This window comes from Methylotenera sp., from assembly GCF_030653755.1.
GTDB lineage: Bacteria > Pseudomonadota > Gammaproteobacteria > Burkholderiales > Methylophilaceae > Methylotenera.
Window position 1 is genome coordinate 99,917 of sequence record NZ_JAURYU010000027.1, and the last position, 17,136, is coordinate 117,052.

Genomic DNA, 17,136 nt, shown 5'->3' on the forward strand with positions numbered 1-17,136 from the left:
TGAATAAGTATTAAAGACTACGTTCATCGGTCAATTTCCCCGAAAACGATATCTTGAGTACCGATGATTGCAACCAAGTCAGCAATCATATGCCCTCTAGTCATCTCATCTAAAGCAGCTAAATGCGGAAACCCTGGTGCGCGAATTTTTAAGCGATAAGGCTTATTGGCACCATCTGACACCATATAAATACCAAACTCACCCTTTGGATGCTCAACCGCAGCGTACGCTTCACCAGCTGGCACATGAAAACCTTCAGTGAACAGTTTAAAGTGGTGAATTAGGTCTTCCATGTTGGTTTTCATACCTTCACGGTTCGGAGGTGCCACTTTATTATCAGAGGTAATCACAGGGCCTGGATTTTTACGTAACCAATCCACACACTGTTTGATAATACGGTTAGATTGCCTGAACTCTTCCATACGCACCAAGTAACGATCGTAACAATCGCCATTAACACCTACTGGAATATCAAAATCCAAGTCAGCATAAACCTCGTAAGGTTGCTTTTTACGCAAATCCCACTCGATACCTGAGCCACGCAACATTGGGCCAGTCATACCTAGCGCCAAAGCACGCTCTGGACTCACCACACCAATACCGACGGTGCGCTGTTTCCAAATACGGTTATCCGTCAACAATGTTTCGTACTCATCGATATAAGTAGGGAAACGGTTTGTAAAATCTTCAATAAAATCTAAAAGTGAGCCTTGGCGGTTCTCATTTTGCGCTTTAACTGTTTTAGCATTGCGCATAGAAGACACTTGATATTGCGGCATTGAGTTTGGCAAGTCGCGATAAACACCACCAGGACGGTAGTAAGCCGCATGCATACGCGCACCAGAAACCGCCTCATACACATCAAACAAATCTTCACGTTCACGGAACGCATACAAGAAGACCGTCATCGCACCTACGTCCAGCGCATGTGCACCCAACCATAGCAAGTGGTTCAGCACTCGCGTAATCTCATCAAACATCACACGAATATATTGCGCACGCACTGGAACCTCAAGCCCCAGCATTTTTTCAATCGCCATCACATAAGCATGCTCATTGGACATCATGGACACGTAATCCAACCTATCCATGTAAGGCACGCTTTGTAAATAGGTACGATTTTCAGCTAATTTTTCAGTGCCGCGGTGCAGCAAACCAATATGAGGGTCTGCACGTTGAATCACTTCACCATCCAACTCTAACACCAAGCGCAACACACCATGTGCCGCAGGGTGTTGTGGGCCAAAGTTCATGGTGTAATTTCTAATCTCAGCCACGATGCGCTCCTTCATTACGAATCACGCGAGGTACGTTATTGCGCAACTCAATAGAAACAGGCTGATAAATTACACGTTGCTGCTCTGGGTCATAACGCATTTCGACGTTACCTATCATAGGGAAATCTTTACGGAATGGGTGACCAACGAAACCATAATCTGTCAATAAACGACGCAGATCTGGGTGGTTTTCAAACATAATGCCATATAGGTCAAAAGCTTCGCGCTCAAACCAGTTAGCCACAGACCAAACACCAACCAAAGTAGGCAGGATTGGGAAATCTTCGTCCTTAGCAAATACTCTTAGACGTACACGATTGTTCAGTGAAACAGAAAGCAAATGGCAAACAACTGCATAACGTAAGCCATCATAACTGCCATCGCCATACTCTTGATAATCCACACCGCACAAATCAATTAACTGTTCAAACTTTAATGCTGCACCATCACGCAACAATTGACAAACTGCGAGATAGTCTTCTGCACGACACTCGATGGTAACTTCACCCAAAGCAACAGTTTGCTTAGTAATTTTTTCACCAAGCACCGCCTGCAAACTGGCTAATAGTTGATCTAATTTAGCTGACATAATTTTGTTCTTAATTTAACAGACCCGTCAACTTAACGGGCGATGGTGTTTGTACGTTTAATTTTATTTTGCAACTGAATAATACCGTACAGCAAAGCCTCCGCTGTAGGAGGACATCCTGGCACATACACATCGACAGGAACAATACGATCACATCCGCGCACTACCGCATAAGAGTAATGATAATAACCACCACCATTAGCACACGAACCCATAGAGATAACCCAACGCGGCTCTGCCATTTGGTCATACACTTTACGCAATGCTGGCGCCATTTTATTCACCAAAGTACCAGCCACAATCATCACATCAGATTGCCTAGGACTAGGGCGGAATACAATACCGAAACGGTCAAGGTCATAACGGGATGCACCTGCATGCATCATCTCAACCGCACAACAAGCTAAACCAAAAGTCATCGGCCACAATGAACCAGTACGGGTATAGTTAATAACCGTATCCAATGTAGTGGTGACAAACCCTTTTTCTAAAACACCTTCAATACTCATGATTCAATCAATCCCATTCCAATGCACCCTTCATCCACTCGTAGATGAAGCCAATCACAAGCACGCCCAAAAAAACCATCATCGCAAGAAAGCCGAACAAGCCAATTTCCTGCAACACAACAGCCCACGGGAATAAAAAGGCAATTTCCAAATCGAATAAAATAAACAGGATAGCAACAAGGTAATAACGCACATCAAACTTCATACGCGCATCTTCAAATGCTTCAAAACCGCATTCGTAAGGAGAATTTTTTGCAGAATCAGGCCTACTTGGGGAGACCAATTTAGATAGAATTAGCGGGCCAACACCAACAGCCAAGCCCACAATAATAAACAACAATATCGGAAAATAATTTTCTAGCACTAACAAACCCCAGACTAAATCACTAAAGAATTTGCAACAAATAAAAATAAACCACTATCTCAGCCAGAACAAACTAACGCAATACCCAACATTTACAACTTAAACCAACCAAAATTTGGTGCCGACGGAGAGACTCGAACTCTCACGACTTTCGTCACTACCCCCTCAAGATAGCGTGTCTACCAATTCCACCACGACGGCATATATGCTCGAACTACATATTATTTTGGCACAGCCTCTGTAGCAGGGTTTTCAGTTTCAGCACTCGAAGTGGCGTTAGCGCCATCAACCGACTGAGTAGCCATTGATTTCACAACACTACCACCACCCGCCTTATCACTCGCCATATAGGCTAAAGTGAGACTGGTAATGAAAAAAACAACCACAAAACCAGCTGTGGCACGACTCATAAAATTAGACGATCCAGATACACCAAACAAACTACCAGATGCACCACTGCCAAACGAAGCACCCATGTCAGCACCTTTGCCGTGTTGCAACAACACTAAACCGATCACACCACAGGCAGCCAACACATGAACTACTAATACAATATTTTCCATTTTTTACCTTATTTAACCATCACCAACGCTTAAATTTGTAAATCAACGTGATTAACATTACTTTTCCAACCACCGCATTTCTAATCACAAACAAATTCAAGATGCTGCGTGGCAAATTCCTTCAAATTCTTGAGCACTTAACGAACATTTACCAACTAAGCCGCCATCAATATCTTGCATAGAGAATAATTGTACCGCATTTTGCGGATTTACGCTCCCCCCATAAAGGATTTTCAAGCTAGCTGCCGCCTCTTTATTGTGGCTTGCAATTCTGTTACGTATAAACTCATGCATGCTCTGCGCTTGATCTGAACTAGCCGCCAACCCAGTGCCAATAGCCCAGATAGGCTCATAGGAAACCACGGCATCAGCAAAGACATCTGCACCATATTGGTTGATAATCGTATCTATCTGCTTTGCAACGACCATTTCCATCACGCCAGCTTCACGTTCTATCAACGTTTCCCCTACACATAAAATCGGCACAAGACCATTCGTCTTGGCTTGCATAAATTTAGCTGCAATATTCTCATCAGATTCACAATAAGCTGTCGCGCGTTCTGAGTGCCCAATAATGACATGTGTTGCGCCGAAATCGTTCAACATATTTGCGCTAACTTCACCTGTAAACGCACCAACAGCATCTTTACTTAAGTTCTGCGCACCCCATGCGATGGAGGTACCTTGTAATAAACTTTGTGCCTGTGCAAGATATGGATATGGGACGCAGACAACAATATCAACATTTTTTAGCGCACTTAATCGATCCAGATAGGCAATTAAAAGTTGTTGGTTTGATGTTAAGTTGCCATGCATTTTCCAATTGGCAACCACTAATTTTCTAGGCATGCTACCCCTAATTTTATTAAAATTTTTAAACTAAAAGTATATGGCTTAACCTACTTAAAACACGAGAATCTAAAAGAGATTCTGGCGCAATTTCGAAGCGCTACGACCTTGCAATATTGTAACTTAATTTTAGATATTAGGACTCAAGCTCAAATGATAGTATGATGAATCATGATTAAAAAACTTGTAATTACGGCTCTAATTACAACCCTCCCCTATATCAACGCGTTTGCCGATACTCCCTCAGAAGGAATGTGGTCTGATATTAAAAGCACCTTATCTGACACTTGGGACGCTAGTAGTTATGAGCTTTATCTACCAATCAACACTTGGCACAACCGACACTACTACAGCCAGGAAAAAATTAATGGCTACAACGAGCAACCATGGGGCTTAGGTGTTGGTAAATATAGATACGATGAAGATGGTGATTGGCATGGTGTTTATGTGATGGCTTTTACAGACTCTCATAGCAAAGTTCAACCCGTTGCAGGATATGCATTTCAAAAAATGTGGCGTCCAAACAATGGCATCCGTGTAGGCGCAGGCTACACGCTAGGCGTGACCTTGCGCGAAGATTTCAACTATATGCCTTTACCAGTGATTGCCCCTGTAGCCTCTATTGAATATAAACAACTAGCATTACAATCCACTTATATTTTTGGTGGAAAAGGTAATGGCAACATTTTATTTACTTGGATTAAATGGCAAATAGATTAATCAGTAATTAAGTGAGCGCCATGCGAAAAAACATACTTTCCAAACCCGCAGCCATCTAAATCTAACACTTACTAAAATGGTCATTAAGCTGTCTTATTGAGTTGGTTGAGTACATTTCGAACTTCTATCAACACTTCAGATGCAGTTAGGCCAACAGGCCCAACACCCTCAACCAAAGTATCTGCTGCCGCCCCATGCACATAAACACCCAACTTAGCCGCATAAACAGGCATTAAACCCTGTGCCATTAAGCTTGCAATTATGCCAGCCAGCACATCACCCGTACCACCTGCGGCAAGCGCTGGGTTACCTGTTGAATTGATCCAATACTGACCATCTTTTTCTGCAATAACAGTACCAGCACCTTTAAGCACACAAATGACCTGTAACAACTTAGCCAATCTAATTGCAGTTTCTACCCTGTTTCCTTGAATCTCAGCTACGCTTAAAGACATTAACCGAGCTGCCTCGCCCACATGAGGGGTCACGATGGTCGCAGCTTGTCTACTTTTAACCAACTCAGCTAGATGCGGATATTTTGCAATTAAATTAAGCGCATCGGCATCCAGCAACAAAGGGGTTTCTTTTTTAAGCCAACAGGTTAATAACTCAGTAGCAACATCTGACTGCCCCAAACCAGGCCCAATGACCACAGCGCTTAACTGAGCTAATGTAGCAATAGCATCTGGTGTACGCATCATAATTTCTGGGTGTAGCGGATCAACTGATAGTGCTGTTTGGCAAAGCATTGCCGCATAAATACGCCCTGTCCCAGAAAATAGCGCAGCTCTTGCCGCTAACAACACAGCTCCCAACATGCTGCAATCTCCGCCAATAATTGCAACACTGCCCGAGGAGCCTTTGTGTGCATCTACAGCGCGCGCAGGTAATGCGGGCTGAAACATTTGCTTGGTGAGTAAGTGTGTATCTGTTTGCATTGTGGTTTTAAACGTTCACATGCCTAATGTTTAATTGTACTTTTTGTGAGCCGTTGTAGCTATTTGTTTGCAATTGGTAAGCGGCCTCAATCTGGTTATCTAAAAACTCTGTTTGATTAAAGTAAATTGCATCAATCACGATAGATGATGGACTTGATAGTGGTTTCAAGCTGAGCTTTAAATGTTTTTCAGCCAAAATACGCTGATTCATCACTTCAAACTCATCATAGAATAAAGGTGGCGGAAAGCCCTGCCCCCATACTTGATTTTCCAATGTTTGAGCGATTGCATAGGTCATATCACTCGTGCTTAAACTTCCGTCAACCTCTAGCACGGCTTCTAAATCAGCCTCGGTAAGGAGACTCTTAACGACAGCCTCAAAACTTAATTTGAACAGGTTAAAGTCTTCAGCCTTGATGGTTAGCCCTGCCGCCATGGCATGACCGCCAAATTTCAATATCAAATCGGGCTGATGTTTGCTGAGCAAATCCAAAGCATCGCGCAGATGCAAGCCTGCAATTGACCGTCCAGAGCCTTTAAGCAGTCCAGCTCCACCATCGGCAAAAGCAATGACTGGACGATGGTGCCGCTCTTTAATGCGTGAAGCTAAAATACCAATCACACCCTGATGCCAGTCTGGCTCGTAAATACTAATCGAGTATTGATCTGCAATTGCAATATCATCGAGCGAGATATCAGCACTCTCTTGCATATCAGCTTCTATACTGCGTCTTTGTTTGTTCAGATCATGCAGCTGCTGAGCGAGAACCACTGCGTCTTTCTCTGATTCTGCTAATAAGCATTGAATGCCTAGTGTCATATCATCTAACCTGCCTGCGGCATTAAGACGTGGTCCTACATAAAAACCTAAATCTTGCGCCATTGCTTTTGCGGGTTCTCTACCAGCAATTTTAAGCAACGCTGAAACGCCATGACTACAAGCACCTGCGCGAATTCTACGTAAACCCTGCTCTACTAAAATACGATTGTTTTCATCAAGCTTCACCAAGTCTGCAACGGTACCTAGCGCAACTAAATCTAACAACTCGGTTAAATTTGGCTCAGGTTTTGTTTGATATGCACCTTGCTCACGTAGCTCAGCCCGTAGGCCAAGTAAACAATAGAACATGACGCCGACACCCGCAAGATTTTTACTAGAAAAGGTACATCCATGCTGATTAGGATTGACGATACAAGTAGCCTCTGGTGTTTGCGACCCAGGTAAGTGATGATCTGTGATTAACACTTGCATACCCATTGCATTAGCCGTAGCGACACCATCAACACTGGCGATACCATTATCAACAGTTACAATCACATCTGGTGCTTGTGTTGCTGCAAGCTTCACAATCTCAGGCGTAAGGCCGTATCCATATTCAAAACGATTGGGTACTAGAAAGTCGACATTTGCGCCAAACAAGCGCAAACCTTTCACAGCAACAGCGGTGGCTGTAGCTCCATCTGCATCGTAGTCACCAACCACTAATAGTTTTTTATTAGCCTTAATTGCATCCGCCAATAATCTAGCCATTGCCTGGTTATTAGTTAGTTGCTGTGGTGGTAGAAGCGCTCCCAACTGAATGCTTGTTTGCGCCAAGTCAGACACGCCGCGCGCGGCTAACAAGCGAGCCATCAGCGGTGAGAGTCCTGATAGTTGAAGGTTCTGCACAACTTCGGCTGGTGCGTTACGGTGCGTAATTGATGTCATGCTAAGTACACGCTCATAGGCTTGCTTTTCCGCCAAAATTTATAAAGATCAATCGGCTTAACTTTAGCCACCAAAGTTTTTTCGTAACAGGCCAGATTAATGACAAGCTGCGTTATTTTTCTCGTTTGGAGCCCGTCAACTAATGTCTGAAAAGTATCGTCTTCTAACAACATCTCTTGTGCCAACTGTAACCGCACACTCGATTGCTGTGTCAATTTTGAAATTGTATCTTGCAAGGTTGTAGACATCTCTTGATACACAGCACCAGAACGTCTAGCCAACTCTTGGTAAAAAACATGATGGGCAACAATGTAATCAAACCCCACTTGTATATTGAGCCGTTCAGGCATTACACCGCCGCCAGAAAGCCAAACGCTATTCACCACAATGTCACCTACCTGCTCGCGCGCCACATTGGCCGCATGCCCATGTAATAGCATTTGCACTTCATTCAGGTAAGCAACCCAAGGACTAGCATCGGCGCCTTGTGGCATAAAATGGGCAATATTCTTACCCATCGCCATGGCAGGTAAGGCCGTTTTAATTTGAGGCGGTTGCGCTAAATACAGATACCACGCATCTGAGTTACCTATGCAAAACTTCAAGCCATCTTGCTCAAAATGTTGATTCAAACTCAGTATCATTGCTTGTCCGTGCTCTCGGGACACAGACAACGGGCAAGGTTCGCTTAAGCTGAAGCTATCTCGCTGCAATACCAAATGTACAGGATCTGCACGTAGCCAATAAGCACCACCCACATCCAAACCATCTTCAGCCGCAGCAATAGCAGCAATGGGGTAATCTGGCACTGGGGTTAAGTGATGTTGCTCACAAACCAAAGCTTCCAATGGCATATCCACATAACTAATATTAGCTTTGGAGAGCAAATATGCCAGCATGCTACTTTGGGGCAGTGAGAATATCTGTCCAGTTGATACACAATCTAAAGTAAGCTTCACTAAGTTATTTTCAATTGATTACATTAAGCACCAATTTTACTTGCAACAGCCTATGTGTGGGGAAAATGACATAAAAAAACCTAGTAGCATTCACCGCTACTAGGTTATGTATAACTAAATCACACGGAACACGGCGCTAGTCAGCCATCTTTAAATCAATCAAGTTTAAATCGACCCAGTTTAGTAATAACGTCGATCATCCCTATCGTGACGATTATGACGCCCATTATCTTTCCGATCTTGCTTACCATGCCCACGATGACCTCTCCATTGACCATCACGACGATGATCTGGTGCAAGGTAGCTAATTTGTGAAACTGCATAACGATTTGGCGCTACCGCAACACTCACATCCACATAACGGCCAGGATGCTCAGTAGTCACGGTGTTATATGTTCTACCGTTATATTCATAAGTAACAAAGTAACCCGCATTCACCGTTTGCCATTGGTCTACCTGATAACAAGTTTGCACTGGCACGGTACGTGTCGCCACATTTTGGCGGCTATTTGCAATACGGTCACCAGCAACAGCACCAACACCTGCACCCACGGCGGCGGCGGCCACACGACCACTGCCTTTACCTACAGTGTTACCTAGTAAACCCCCTGCAATACCGCCAATCAGCGCACCTGTGATTGAGTTTCCACCTTGAGAGTAACTTTGTTGTTGATATTCTGTGCGACACTCTTGTTGTGGCACATTGATACGCTCAGTTTTAGGGGTCACAGAAATCACACGGGCAGTATCAATATATTGATCAGTAGCTAATGCTGGTGTTGCAAATACTGCGGCAATTAATACAGGCGCAGCTATCGTTACACGCATGCCATTTACAAGGTTAAACTTAACATTACGCATTTTACTTCTCCTCTATTTCGAGCATTGATTAAGTCACTTGCATCAAGTTACTTGGTTAATTTAATTGGTTAAATAAATTGATTATGACTATGATCAGTTAACGCGATTGTTTTAAATTGGCTTACCTGCAATTGTTAATGCTTTGTAACTAATGATTTTACTTAGCAAAACCACAGTTGGGAGAATGAATTACTCATCACTTTCTACATCCATGTCTGGAATATGATTAAACGCGATACGCATCGGTGCATCTTTTAGTGCCTCATGCGCACCACCAAAATAAATAGTGTTTTTGCCAAACTTCATGTTGAGTGTATCTATCGCCTTATTAAGCTTTTTTTCACTCTCAAGCGGAGCAATTTGAAACAAATCCCTTGCAACTTCATCAGCCGTGACCAAGCCGGAAAAAGACACCCCTACCGCATAAGGTTCGGCATTAGTTTGGGGATATTGCTGCATAAAAGTTTCGAGTGCTTCAATCAGTCTTAAAGTGTTATCAGTTGGTGATAGCGCACTTTCTTTTTGCCAGCTTGGCACATTTCTAAACTTGACTTTGACACTGATTCTTGAAGCAAGTAAATCATAGCTGCGCATGCGCATACAAGCTTTTTGCAACAACCGATGTAGCACTGCCCTTACGCCCACTTCGTTGCGCTGCTCAGGAGGAATCACATGTGAATGCCCTAAACTGCTACGTGGATTTTTAACGTAATAAGGCTCTAAACCACGCAATTTATCATACATGCGCTCACCTTCTACGCTACCCCATGCCACTTGTAGTTGTTGACGGTTTGCCGCGTACAGCTGCTCCACAGTCGTGATCTTGTAGCGATTTAAGCGCGCTTCCATCTGCTTACCTATACCGTTTAAATCACGTAGCTTTAAACCAAATAACCGTTGTGGTAATTCATGCGGCGCTATCAACACACAGCCATCTGGCTTTTGCATGTTAGAAGCGACTTTTGCCAAAAAAGTATTAGGTGCGATGCCGATAGAACATCGAATAAAATCTCCAGCCTTTTCCGCAAGTGCAGATTTAATCTTAGTCGCTAATTTAAGCGCATTTTCTGGCTGTTGCTGGCTACCTGTGAGATTGCAAACCATCTCATCAATAGAAAGCACTTTTTCTACATGGGTACAGCTTTCTACAATATCAATTAAAAAATGATGATACTGCACGTAAACAGGAGGCCGCGCCTCTACAAAAATAATATCAGGGCAAAGCTTGCGCGCTTCACTGACCAGCGTACCAGTTTTAATGCCAAACGCTTTTGCTTCATAACTCGCAGCAATGCAACAAGTGGTTTCTGCCATCACTGCCAGCACGCCAATAGGCTTACCTCTAAGCTCAGGCATCAACTGTTGCTCAACTGAAGCAAAGTAAGAATTAAAATCTACATAAAGCGCATTTAAATGCATGGATAATGGTGATGTAAAATATTTTTAAAAAGTGAATGTTTAGGCTGGCGCGCTGACTAATGATGCAGAATAAAGTAAGTAATATGCATAAAATATAAATTAAACTCGCAAAGTATTATTATAAGGATTACATCATGAATCATGAAGAAATTGCAGTATTTGCAGGGGGTTGTTTTTGGTGTACAGAGCCAGTATTTAGTCAGCTCAAAGGCGTAAAAAAAGTGGTATCAGGTTACATTGGCGGACACACCAGCAACCCAACTTATAAGCAAATTTGTAATGGGGATACTGGCCACGCTGAGGCGATAAAAATCACTTATGATGCATCAGTGGTGAGTTTTGAAACATTATTAGAGATATTTTTTGTATCGCATGACCCAACCACACCTAACCGCCAAGGCAATGACATTGGTACACAGTATCGCTCTGCGGTATTTTGCCAAAATGAAGCACAGCGAACCGCCACGATAAAAATGATTGCCGAACTAAACCAACAACATATCTGGCCCAACCCGATTGTGACCGAAGTCAACGCTGCCGAAGTTTTTTACCCAGCTGAAGATTATCACCAATATTATTTTGACAGGAACCCCAACCAGCCTTACTGCATGGCAGTAGCCGCGCCTAAAGCTGCAAAGATTCGAGCAAAATATGCGGGATTAATTAAAGATTAGATGCAATTGAGTTGGGGTTAGGTGAACACAACAACAATAGGGACAGCAACTGTCTTAAAATAAATAGTTTGGAGGAGTTTCTCAAGACTGTTGCTGATTCATATTGCTCCTAAGTTAAGCCTCCATGCGGCGTAATGCGCTTTGATTATTGAGGCCCTACAAGGGAGTGCGGGCCACGCTTGCTGCCACTTATTACTCTCTATTTTAATTTCCATGTAGTTTATCGCAGCTCAAAATCAATCAGAGTACCGTCATCTGGTTTGGTTGTAACGCCAGCACGCGCCCCAGTTATGTTATTTACAGCCTTGAACTTGAACACTTTAATAAAAGCCCCTACTACTAAACCAACCTCTAACTGACCCAGAAATTGGCCTGGGCATACTCGAGCCCCTAAACCAAATCCAAAATGCGTTAAATTTTTACGCGATATACCTTCTTTTGCCAGCACATCCCAGCGTGCAGGAACATAAGCATCTGCCAGATACCCTGAAACATCTTTACCCCAGAAAAATTCGTTGCGGTTTGCATTCCAAATATCCAGTCGAATGGTGGTGCCTTTGGGAATCATTATTTTTCTTGTATCGTCTAATTTAAGCCAAGTATCGGCGGTGGCTTTTCGTGGAAAGAAATATAGTGATGGTGTTAAACGTAAGGTTTCATTCAAACAGTGATTAAGCAATTTTGCTTCGGTTAGGCTTTCGGGGTCGTAAACATCAATGTCTTTTATTTCGTTGTATACCTGCTCTTGCAACTCAGGTTGTCGTGACAAGTGAGATAAAGTCCAAGTCGCAAACGATGTCGTCGCTTCTAACGCACCAGCTAAAAACACTCTGATGTTGCTGCGTAATGCTTCCTCGTCTTCAACATCACCAATGAAGTTCTTCCAATGTCCAGCCTTCTCAGCTTTGCCTGCAAGTGCAATATCCGTTAAATCCTCAAGTGCTTCACGCCATTGCTGCACAACAACATTTTCACCTGTAACAAACTGATGAATAGCTGAAAAATTAGGTGCAACCGTATCGGTAATCATATAGTCAATTAACGATAGCAACGCAGGGACATAACGCTCGCGCAGTTCTTTATATTCAACCGAACCACCAAAGAAATTATTGACTAACATTTCTAACATGATGGGTTGAATTTCCTGTTCAATTTCGATTCGCGAAAAATTTTTTTTACTAATATTCTGAGCATCACGTAAAACTATCAGTCGTTTTTCTATCGTTTTACGAAAAGTTTTCTCAAACTCATGAAACTCTTCAGGTTGAAACAAAGTGCCTTTGCCGAAAGGTCCTGCCGACATCTGTTTTTGTTTTCGCCATACTTTACCGTTTGCATACAATAAAGAATTAACTCCTGTTGCTCGGGCGATCCCAGTCATGGGCGCAGTATCGCGATCAAATTGCCCAGGCTTGTCGCCTGTAGCAAGTAAAATAGCTTTAATCACAGATGGGTCACGCGTAATGAAGACGGGAGGCATACCCATCACATATAAATATCGGTTATCACGCTCAAATAAATCTGGTGATTTAGCATTCGTATAAAAAGCATCAAAAATTGACAAAGGTGTTTTGTAGTTTAAAAGATGAGGAAAAGGAAGACATGGACGTCCTCGCTCAAACACATATACACGCGATGGCAACATATCACCTTTAAATGGATTAATACCCATGAGTTGTTGCCATAAATTCTTTAAAAAAATCATGATTTACCCTGATAAAAAATCAAATACAAAATATAAAAAAGTATGTAACGTTGCCACTATTAATGAAGTAAGAAGAGTGGGCTCAGAATCCCCTATTGTTGATTCTTATTTTTTATTAGCAGCGCCTACAGCTGCACTAGTAAAAAGAATTAACTGAACTGGTGCTGTGGCTACATCAAATGCAATAGCGAATGGTAATGCAATCAATTTATCCGCCATTTTTCCAGCATTAATTGATCTTTTATATTCTGTTGTTACAAATTTAATTTTGCGCCCAGCACTAAAGTTTTTTGCAATTGCTTCATTTACGTTTGTTTTTGCATAAACATTGCCTTCAATCCTAAATGACATTTCAAAGTATTCGCCCTTGCATTTCTCAGGCCTTGTGCGACTTTTGAAATTCAATTTATTTAGAACTATTAATTCTTCAAGCAAATAATTATCTTTTGTATATTGAACATCAACAATTCCGTTGAACTTAGATCCATAAATATTAAACTCTATTGGATTGTCGTGATGAAAACTCATGCACTTTGGATCTAATGTGAGTAGCTTGTTTATAGCTTCTGAACCTCCCCCATTTACCCCCCCAGATTCAGCCCAACCTACGAGCTAAGGTGCACCGCAGGCAGGCATAGATTTCATATAAACCGTACTGCAATGCCCACTATAACGATAGCCTTTACGAATCAGGCATCGTTGGTGTTCCGCACTTTGCCGCTTATAGGCTTGTAGAACATCCTCTCCTTCAATACTGTTTTTTGAATCCATTGCAAAGTTTCCGCTTTTATGACCGCCACATGCCTGCCAATCTGCAAGGCGGGTTTCTGCAGAGGTCTCAGTTCTTTGCCAGTTTTCAATATGAGGCTTTGGCGGAGGTGGCAACTGCGGAACAAAACACCCCATACACAGACATCCAGAAAGTAATGAAGCCAAAACAAGCGTTATGAATAGTTTTGCTAATCTCATTTAGCGCCTTTCAGTAAAATGGAAATGGCTGTCCAAACCTCGGGAGCCAGCAACTCTGCCATTGCAAATGGAGCAGATGGTAATATTGCTAGTTCAGATACCCGGTCACGCATAAATCGTTCCGTACTATCCATACCGCGCTTAGTATTACCCTGTTCATCATACAGCCCGGTGACTTGTCCACCAATATAGTCGTGCGTCCCACCGAAAGCCTCAATCAATTTATCCTGCCAGCTACCTGATTGATATTCTTTACCAAACAACGTGCCTATCCAACCTTGAATGCCACCAGTTGCACCAGAAGCTTTTTGTCCCTCCGGAGATTCTAAGAATGCAGCAAGTGATATATTATTGTCAGAGTGTCATTGAACCATGCCATCCTTTAGAACAAGGACTTTATTTCCATTCTCATCTATTCGCATAAATCGTGGTCTGTCCCCTATTATTCGTGCCTTGATTGGTAGTAAAGCCGTTCTATTTGTAGCTGTAAGCGATGGTGTTTTTGCATGTTGTTTTTGTGATTAAGTGTTGGGCTTCACAGATTCAGCCCAACCTACGAGCTGTAACGATTTAATTGTGTTACGTCCCCTATTTTCTTGTTCCAATTATTCCTCATGGTGTACCACATAAAGGTCGTGATTTCATGTAGTCACTGGAGCAGTTTCCGGTGTAACGGTACCCAGCCCGTATCATGCAACGTTGAAACTCAAATTCGAGTCTAGTTTGGAATGTTTCTGTACTTTCATCCGTTTTTCGCTTATTTCTGTCAAGTCGAAAACCACCATCAGCATGCCCTCCACACTCCTCCCATTCCTTCAGTCTGCTCTCATCCGTCATCGCGTCCTTCTGCCAGTAGGCAATGTAGGGTTTGATATCTGGTTTATAAAAAGGATCTCCATTCATCCAATAACCACCTATTCCGCAGCCTGTTTGTACCAGCAAGAGTAGCAATGACGCTTTTCTCATTTCGCCGCTCCCAGCAGAATAGAGATCGCTTTCCATACTTCAGCGGGTAGAAATGTTGCCGCAGCGAAAGGAGTGGCTGGCACCAGAGCAACAGATGTCCAAACTTCATTGGCTACCTTATCAGCCGCACTTCGCCCTCTTGGTGCGTTACCTTGTTGATCATAAAAGCCCGCAGCTTGCCCCCCGATTACATCATGCGATCCACCAAACGCTTCAATCAAATGATCCTGCCAGCTTCCTGCCTCATAGGGTCTGCCAAATAGCGTGCCTTTGATACCTTGGATTCCGCCAGTAAGACCAGCCATCTTTTTACCTTCAGGCGTTGTGAGCCAGTCTTTAAGGGATTGTCCATCTGCTCCATCGCTGTTCCACTGCACTTGTCCTTTATCATTGTAAGCTAGGCTACCATCCTCATTGGTTTTACAACGCTTATTATCCGCTCCACATAACCCATCCAGATCAGCTCTTGTCCCGCCGGTTTTGATTGGCGCCAGATCCCATTTTCCACCTGCGCTTTCACCTGTGAGGTTGGTCAAGGTAAAGTCATCATCCGCGACGCCATCAAATAACGTCGAGTTCTCAATGGTGATTTTGCGCAGCTCTTCCGAGGCAGCAGCAAGGCCTTCATGAGCAAGTGCCGTGCCGCCCAACCCAGTGACGGCACCAACAAGTATATTGAGAACATGCGTTTCCAGACGCAGTTGATCAACTTCAGTCTGTAGCGACCTCTGTTTCTCAGGGTCTGTTTCGGCAGCGTAACGTGCGCGCAATTCACTCATTTGCTTTTCGGTGTATAGCTCAATCGCTTGCCCTGCCTGTTGACCAAATGCTTCTGTAATCTGCACCTGTGCCTGAATTTCCTTAGCAACCTTTTCCGCATCAAAGATAGGTGCAATTGTATTAGCAGTTGATTCACCCTGGCTATTCACCGCTTCACCTTGTTCGTTCACATGCACATCACGGTTGAGCAAGGCAACAGTAGTGGCACCATCTTTACCGGTGAGGTTTTGCTGGGCTTCATTATCGGTGATGCTGACAGTGCCTTGGCTGATGGCGCTGACCGTTGTGGCGGAATCAATGGGGTCAGACTCGATTGATTCATGTTATTAGCCATTATTCCGTTTAAATTCATCTGATTTTCCATCTCCACCTTTAGCTAACTTATCACTTTTACGGTTAAGCTGTTTTACGACCTTCTGCTCATCAATCAATGGAGTCTGACCCCATTGATTTCTATGACCCCATTGATTTCTATTTGTAGGTGAAGGCGGTGGTATTTTTGCATCATATTATTGTGGTTAAGTGTTGGGCTTTACAAGTTCAGCCCAACCTACGAGCTCTACCATCCACCTCGATAACCATTTGTTACACAAGCAGAAAGCAATGAAATAATAAACATTAGCCACCCGACTCTAACTAATATCTTATGTGTAATATTCTTCATTTACATATCCTCATTTAGATTTAATTAACATAAATACAGCATTCCAAACTTCTGGTGGCAATAACACACTATATGCAAATGGTGTAGCAATAAGTACATTCGCATAATTTGCAGCTTCTCCAACTTTACCAATTACAGTCTTATCTAAATTTTTACCATTACCCAATTCGTCATACCAAATAACACTATTCAAAGTGTCATGTGTTCCTGAATAGGCTTCCGCCAACTTATCCCAGAATGAACCAGCAGCATATTCAAACTGAATACCCAAGGCCATTTGACCAGCCCCACCTTGAACACCACCTAGTGGACTACGTAAGTCTTGATGCTGATCTAAAAACTCACTAATTGATAATTTATTATCCTTTTCATCGACTGGATTAAAAATAACCGTGCCATCTGAATTTTCTTTATACCCACTGCGGGTACCATTCTCTAGTATGCAAGCGTTTTTACCACCCTCTCTACACCAATCTTCAAGCACAACCCGCCCACCTGCAACTTTCTTACCATCACCATTCACACCTACACTATCGCCAGATTTATTACTAATGCAATCGTTTGTGCCTGCTACACATATACCTGGAAATTGTTCTGAGTCTTTAATCATCGCCTGCCGCAT

The 17,136-nt window shown here is 43.0% G+C and carries 20 protein-coding genes and 1 tRNA gene; 3 read left to right on the forward strand and 18 right to left on the reverse strand.

The window, feature by feature from the left end:
• Positions 1 to 23: 23 nt before the first annotated feature.
• The 7 genes from Q7U33_RS05540 to tpiA all read right to left on the reverse strand — a co-directional run bounded on the left by Q7U33_RS05540 (position 24) and on the right by tpiA (position 4,151).
• The gene (locus tag Q7U33_RS05540; RefSeq protein ID WP_304858622.1) at positions 24 to 1,277 is read right to left on the reverse strand and encodes an NADH-quinone oxidoreductase subunit D; all 1,254 of its coding nucleotides are present in this window, start codon (positions 1,275 to 1,277) and stop codon (positions 24 to 26) included.
• Complete coding sequence (locus Q7U33_RS05545; protein ID WP_304858623.1) at positions 1,270 to 1,866, reverse strand: NADH-quinone oxidoreductase subunit C; 597 nt, start codon at positions 1,864 to 1,866, stop codon at positions 1,270 to 1,272. The genes Q7U33_RS05540 and Q7U33_RS05545 overlap by 8 nt, the downstream gene beginning before the upstream one ends.
• 32 nt (positions 1,867 to 1,898) lie before the next feature.
• Positions 1,899 to 2,375, reverse strand: coding sequence for an NADH-quinone oxidoreductase subunit B family protein (locus tag Q7U33_RS05550; RefSeq protein WP_013441505.1), 477 nt, complete (start codon positions 2,373 to 2,375; stop codon positions 1,899 to 1,901).
• Positions 2,376 to 2,382: 7 nt separating this feature from the next.
• The gene (locus Q7U33_RS05555) at positions 2,383 to 2,739 is read right to left on the reverse strand and encodes an NADH-quinone oxidoreductase subunit A (protein ID WP_304858624.1); all 357 of its coding nucleotides are present in this window, start codon (positions 2,737 to 2,739) and stop codon (positions 2,383 to 2,385) included.
• 116 nt (positions 2,740 to 2,855) lie between these two features.
• Positions 2,856 to 2,940 (reverse strand) — tRNA-Leu (locus tag Q7U33_RS05560).
• Positions 2,941 to 2,960: 20 nt separating this feature from the next.
• Complete coding sequence (gene secG, locus Q7U33_RS05565; RefSeq protein WP_304858625.1) at positions 2,961 to 3,302, reverse strand: preprotein translocase subunit SecG; 342 nt, start codon at positions 3,300 to 3,302, stop codon at positions 2,961 to 2,963.
• Between the two features lie 96 nt (positions 3,303 to 3,398).
• Positions 3,399 to 4,151 carry a triose-phosphate isomerase gene (gene tpiA, locus Q7U33_RS05570; RefSeq protein ID WP_304858626.1) on the reverse strand — a complete coding sequence of 251 codons (753 nt, stop codon included), beginning with the start codon at positions 4,149 to 4,151 and terminating at the stop codon, positions 3,399 to 3,401.
• Between the two features lie 171 nt (positions 4,152 to 4,322).
• Between tpiA and pagP the strand changes: the two genes are divergently transcribed.
• Positions 4,323 to 4,871 carry a lipid IV(A) palmitoyltransferase PagP gene (gene pagP, locus Q7U33_RS05575; protein ID WP_304858627.1) on the forward strand — a complete coding sequence of 183 codons (549 nt, stop codon included), beginning with the start codon at positions 4,323 to 4,325 and terminating at the stop codon, positions 4,869 to 4,871.
• Between the two features lie 83 nt (positions 4,872 to 4,954).
• Here pagP and Q7U33_RS05580 read toward each other — a convergent pair whose 3' ends face one another.
• The 5 genes from Q7U33_RS05580 to Q7U33_RS05600 all read right to left on the reverse strand — a co-directional run bounded on the left by Q7U33_RS05580 (position 4,955) and on the right by Q7U33_RS05600 (position 10,756).
• Positions 4,955 to 5,809 (reverse strand): NAD(P)H-hydrate dehydratase, encoded by an 855-nt coding sequence (locus Q7U33_RS05580; RefSeq protein ID WP_304858628.1) that lies wholly within the window; start codon positions 5,807 to 5,809, stop codon positions 4,955 to 4,957.
• A 7-nt stretch (positions 5,810 to 5,816) separates the two neighbouring features.
• Entirely contained in the window at positions 5,817 to 7,517 is a 1,701-nt protein-coding gene (gene recJ / locus Q7U33_RS05585; RefSeq protein WP_304858629.1) for a single-stranded-DNA-specific exonuclease RecJ, read from the reverse strand.
• Entirely contained in the window at positions 7,514 to 8,476 is a 963-nt protein-coding gene (locus Q7U33_RS05590) for a hypothetical protein (protein ID WP_304858630.1), read from the reverse strand. Before Q7U33_RS05590 ends, recJ begins: the two co-directional genes overlap by 4 nt.
• A 180-nt stretch (positions 8,477 to 8,656) precedes the next feature.
• Positions 8,657 to 9,337 carry a glycine zipper 2TM domain-containing protein gene (locus Q7U33_RS05595; RefSeq protein WP_304858631.1) on the reverse strand — a complete coding sequence of 227 codons (681 nt, stop codon included), beginning with the start codon at positions 9,335 to 9,337 and terminating at the stop codon, positions 8,657 to 8,659.
• 189 nt (positions 9,338 to 9,526) lie between these two features.
• A complete protein-coding gene (locus Q7U33_RS05600; RefSeq protein ID WP_304858633.1) occupies positions 9,527 to 10,756 on the reverse strand; it encodes a DNA polymerase in 1,230 nt (409 codons plus the stop codon).
• 134 nt (positions 10,757 to 10,890) lie between these two features.
• On the opposite strand from Q7U33_RS05600, the gene msrA reads away from it, so the two are divergent.
• Positions 10,891 to 11,430: a peptide-methionine (S)-S-oxide reductase MsrA gene (gene msrA, locus Q7U33_RS05605; protein WP_304858635.1), complete on the forward strand. Its 540-nt coding sequence runs from the start codon at positions 10,891 to 10,893 to the stop codon at positions 11,428 to 11,430.
• 220 nt (positions 11,431 to 11,650) lie between these two features.
• Here msrA and Q7U33_RS05610 read toward each other — a convergent pair whose 3' ends face one another.
• From Q7U33_RS05610 to Q7U33_RS05630, 5 genes are all read right to left on the reverse strand, one after another.
• Positions 11,651 to 13,135 carry a cytochrome P450 gene (locus Q7U33_RS05610; protein WP_304858636.1) on the reverse strand — a complete coding sequence of 495 codons (1,485 nt, stop codon included), beginning with the start codon at positions 13,133 to 13,135 and terminating at the stop codon, positions 11,651 to 11,653.
• A 105-nt stretch (positions 13,136 to 13,240) separates the two neighbouring features.
• Positions 13,241 to 13,663 (reverse strand): hypothetical protein, encoded by a 423-nt coding sequence (locus Q7U33_RS05615; RefSeq protein ID WP_304858637.1) that lies wholly within the window; start codon positions 13,661 to 13,663, stop codon positions 13,241 to 13,243.
• Between the two features lie 84 nt (positions 13,664 to 13,747).
• Complete coding sequence (locus Q7U33_RS05620) at positions 13,748 to 14,104, reverse strand: hypothetical protein (protein WP_304858638.1); 357 nt, start codon at positions 14,102 to 14,104, stop codon at positions 13,748 to 13,750.
• Positions 14,101 to 14,325, reverse strand: coding sequence for a hypothetical protein (locus Q7U33_RS05625; RefSeq protein WP_304858639.1), 225 nt, complete (start codon positions 14,323 to 14,325; stop codon positions 14,101 to 14,103). The genes Q7U33_RS05620 and Q7U33_RS05625 overlap by 4 nt, the downstream gene beginning before the upstream one ends.
• Positions 14,326 to 15,066: 741 nt before the next feature.
• Entirely contained in the window at positions 15,067 to 15,999 is a 933-nt protein-coding gene (locus Q7U33_RS05630; protein ID WP_304858640.1) for a hypothetical protein, read from the reverse strand.
• A gap of 9 nt (positions 16,000 to 16,008) precedes the next feature.
• On the opposite strand from Q7U33_RS05630, the gene Q7U33_RS05635 reads away from it, so the two are divergent.
• Positions 16,009 to 16,167, forward strand: a complete 159-nt coding sequence (locus Q7U33_RS05635; RefSeq protein ID WP_304858641.1) for a hypothetical protein — start codon at positions 16,009 to 16,011, stop codon at positions 16,165 to 16,167.
• Positions 16,168 to 16,524: 357 nt separating this feature from the next.
• Here Q7U33_RS05635 and Q7U33_RS05640 read toward each other — a convergent pair.
• Positions 16,525 to 17,136, reverse strand: a 612-nt coding sequence (locus tag Q7U33_RS05640) for a hypothetical protein (RefSeq protein WP_304858642.1), incomplete at its 5' end; no start/stop codon positions are given.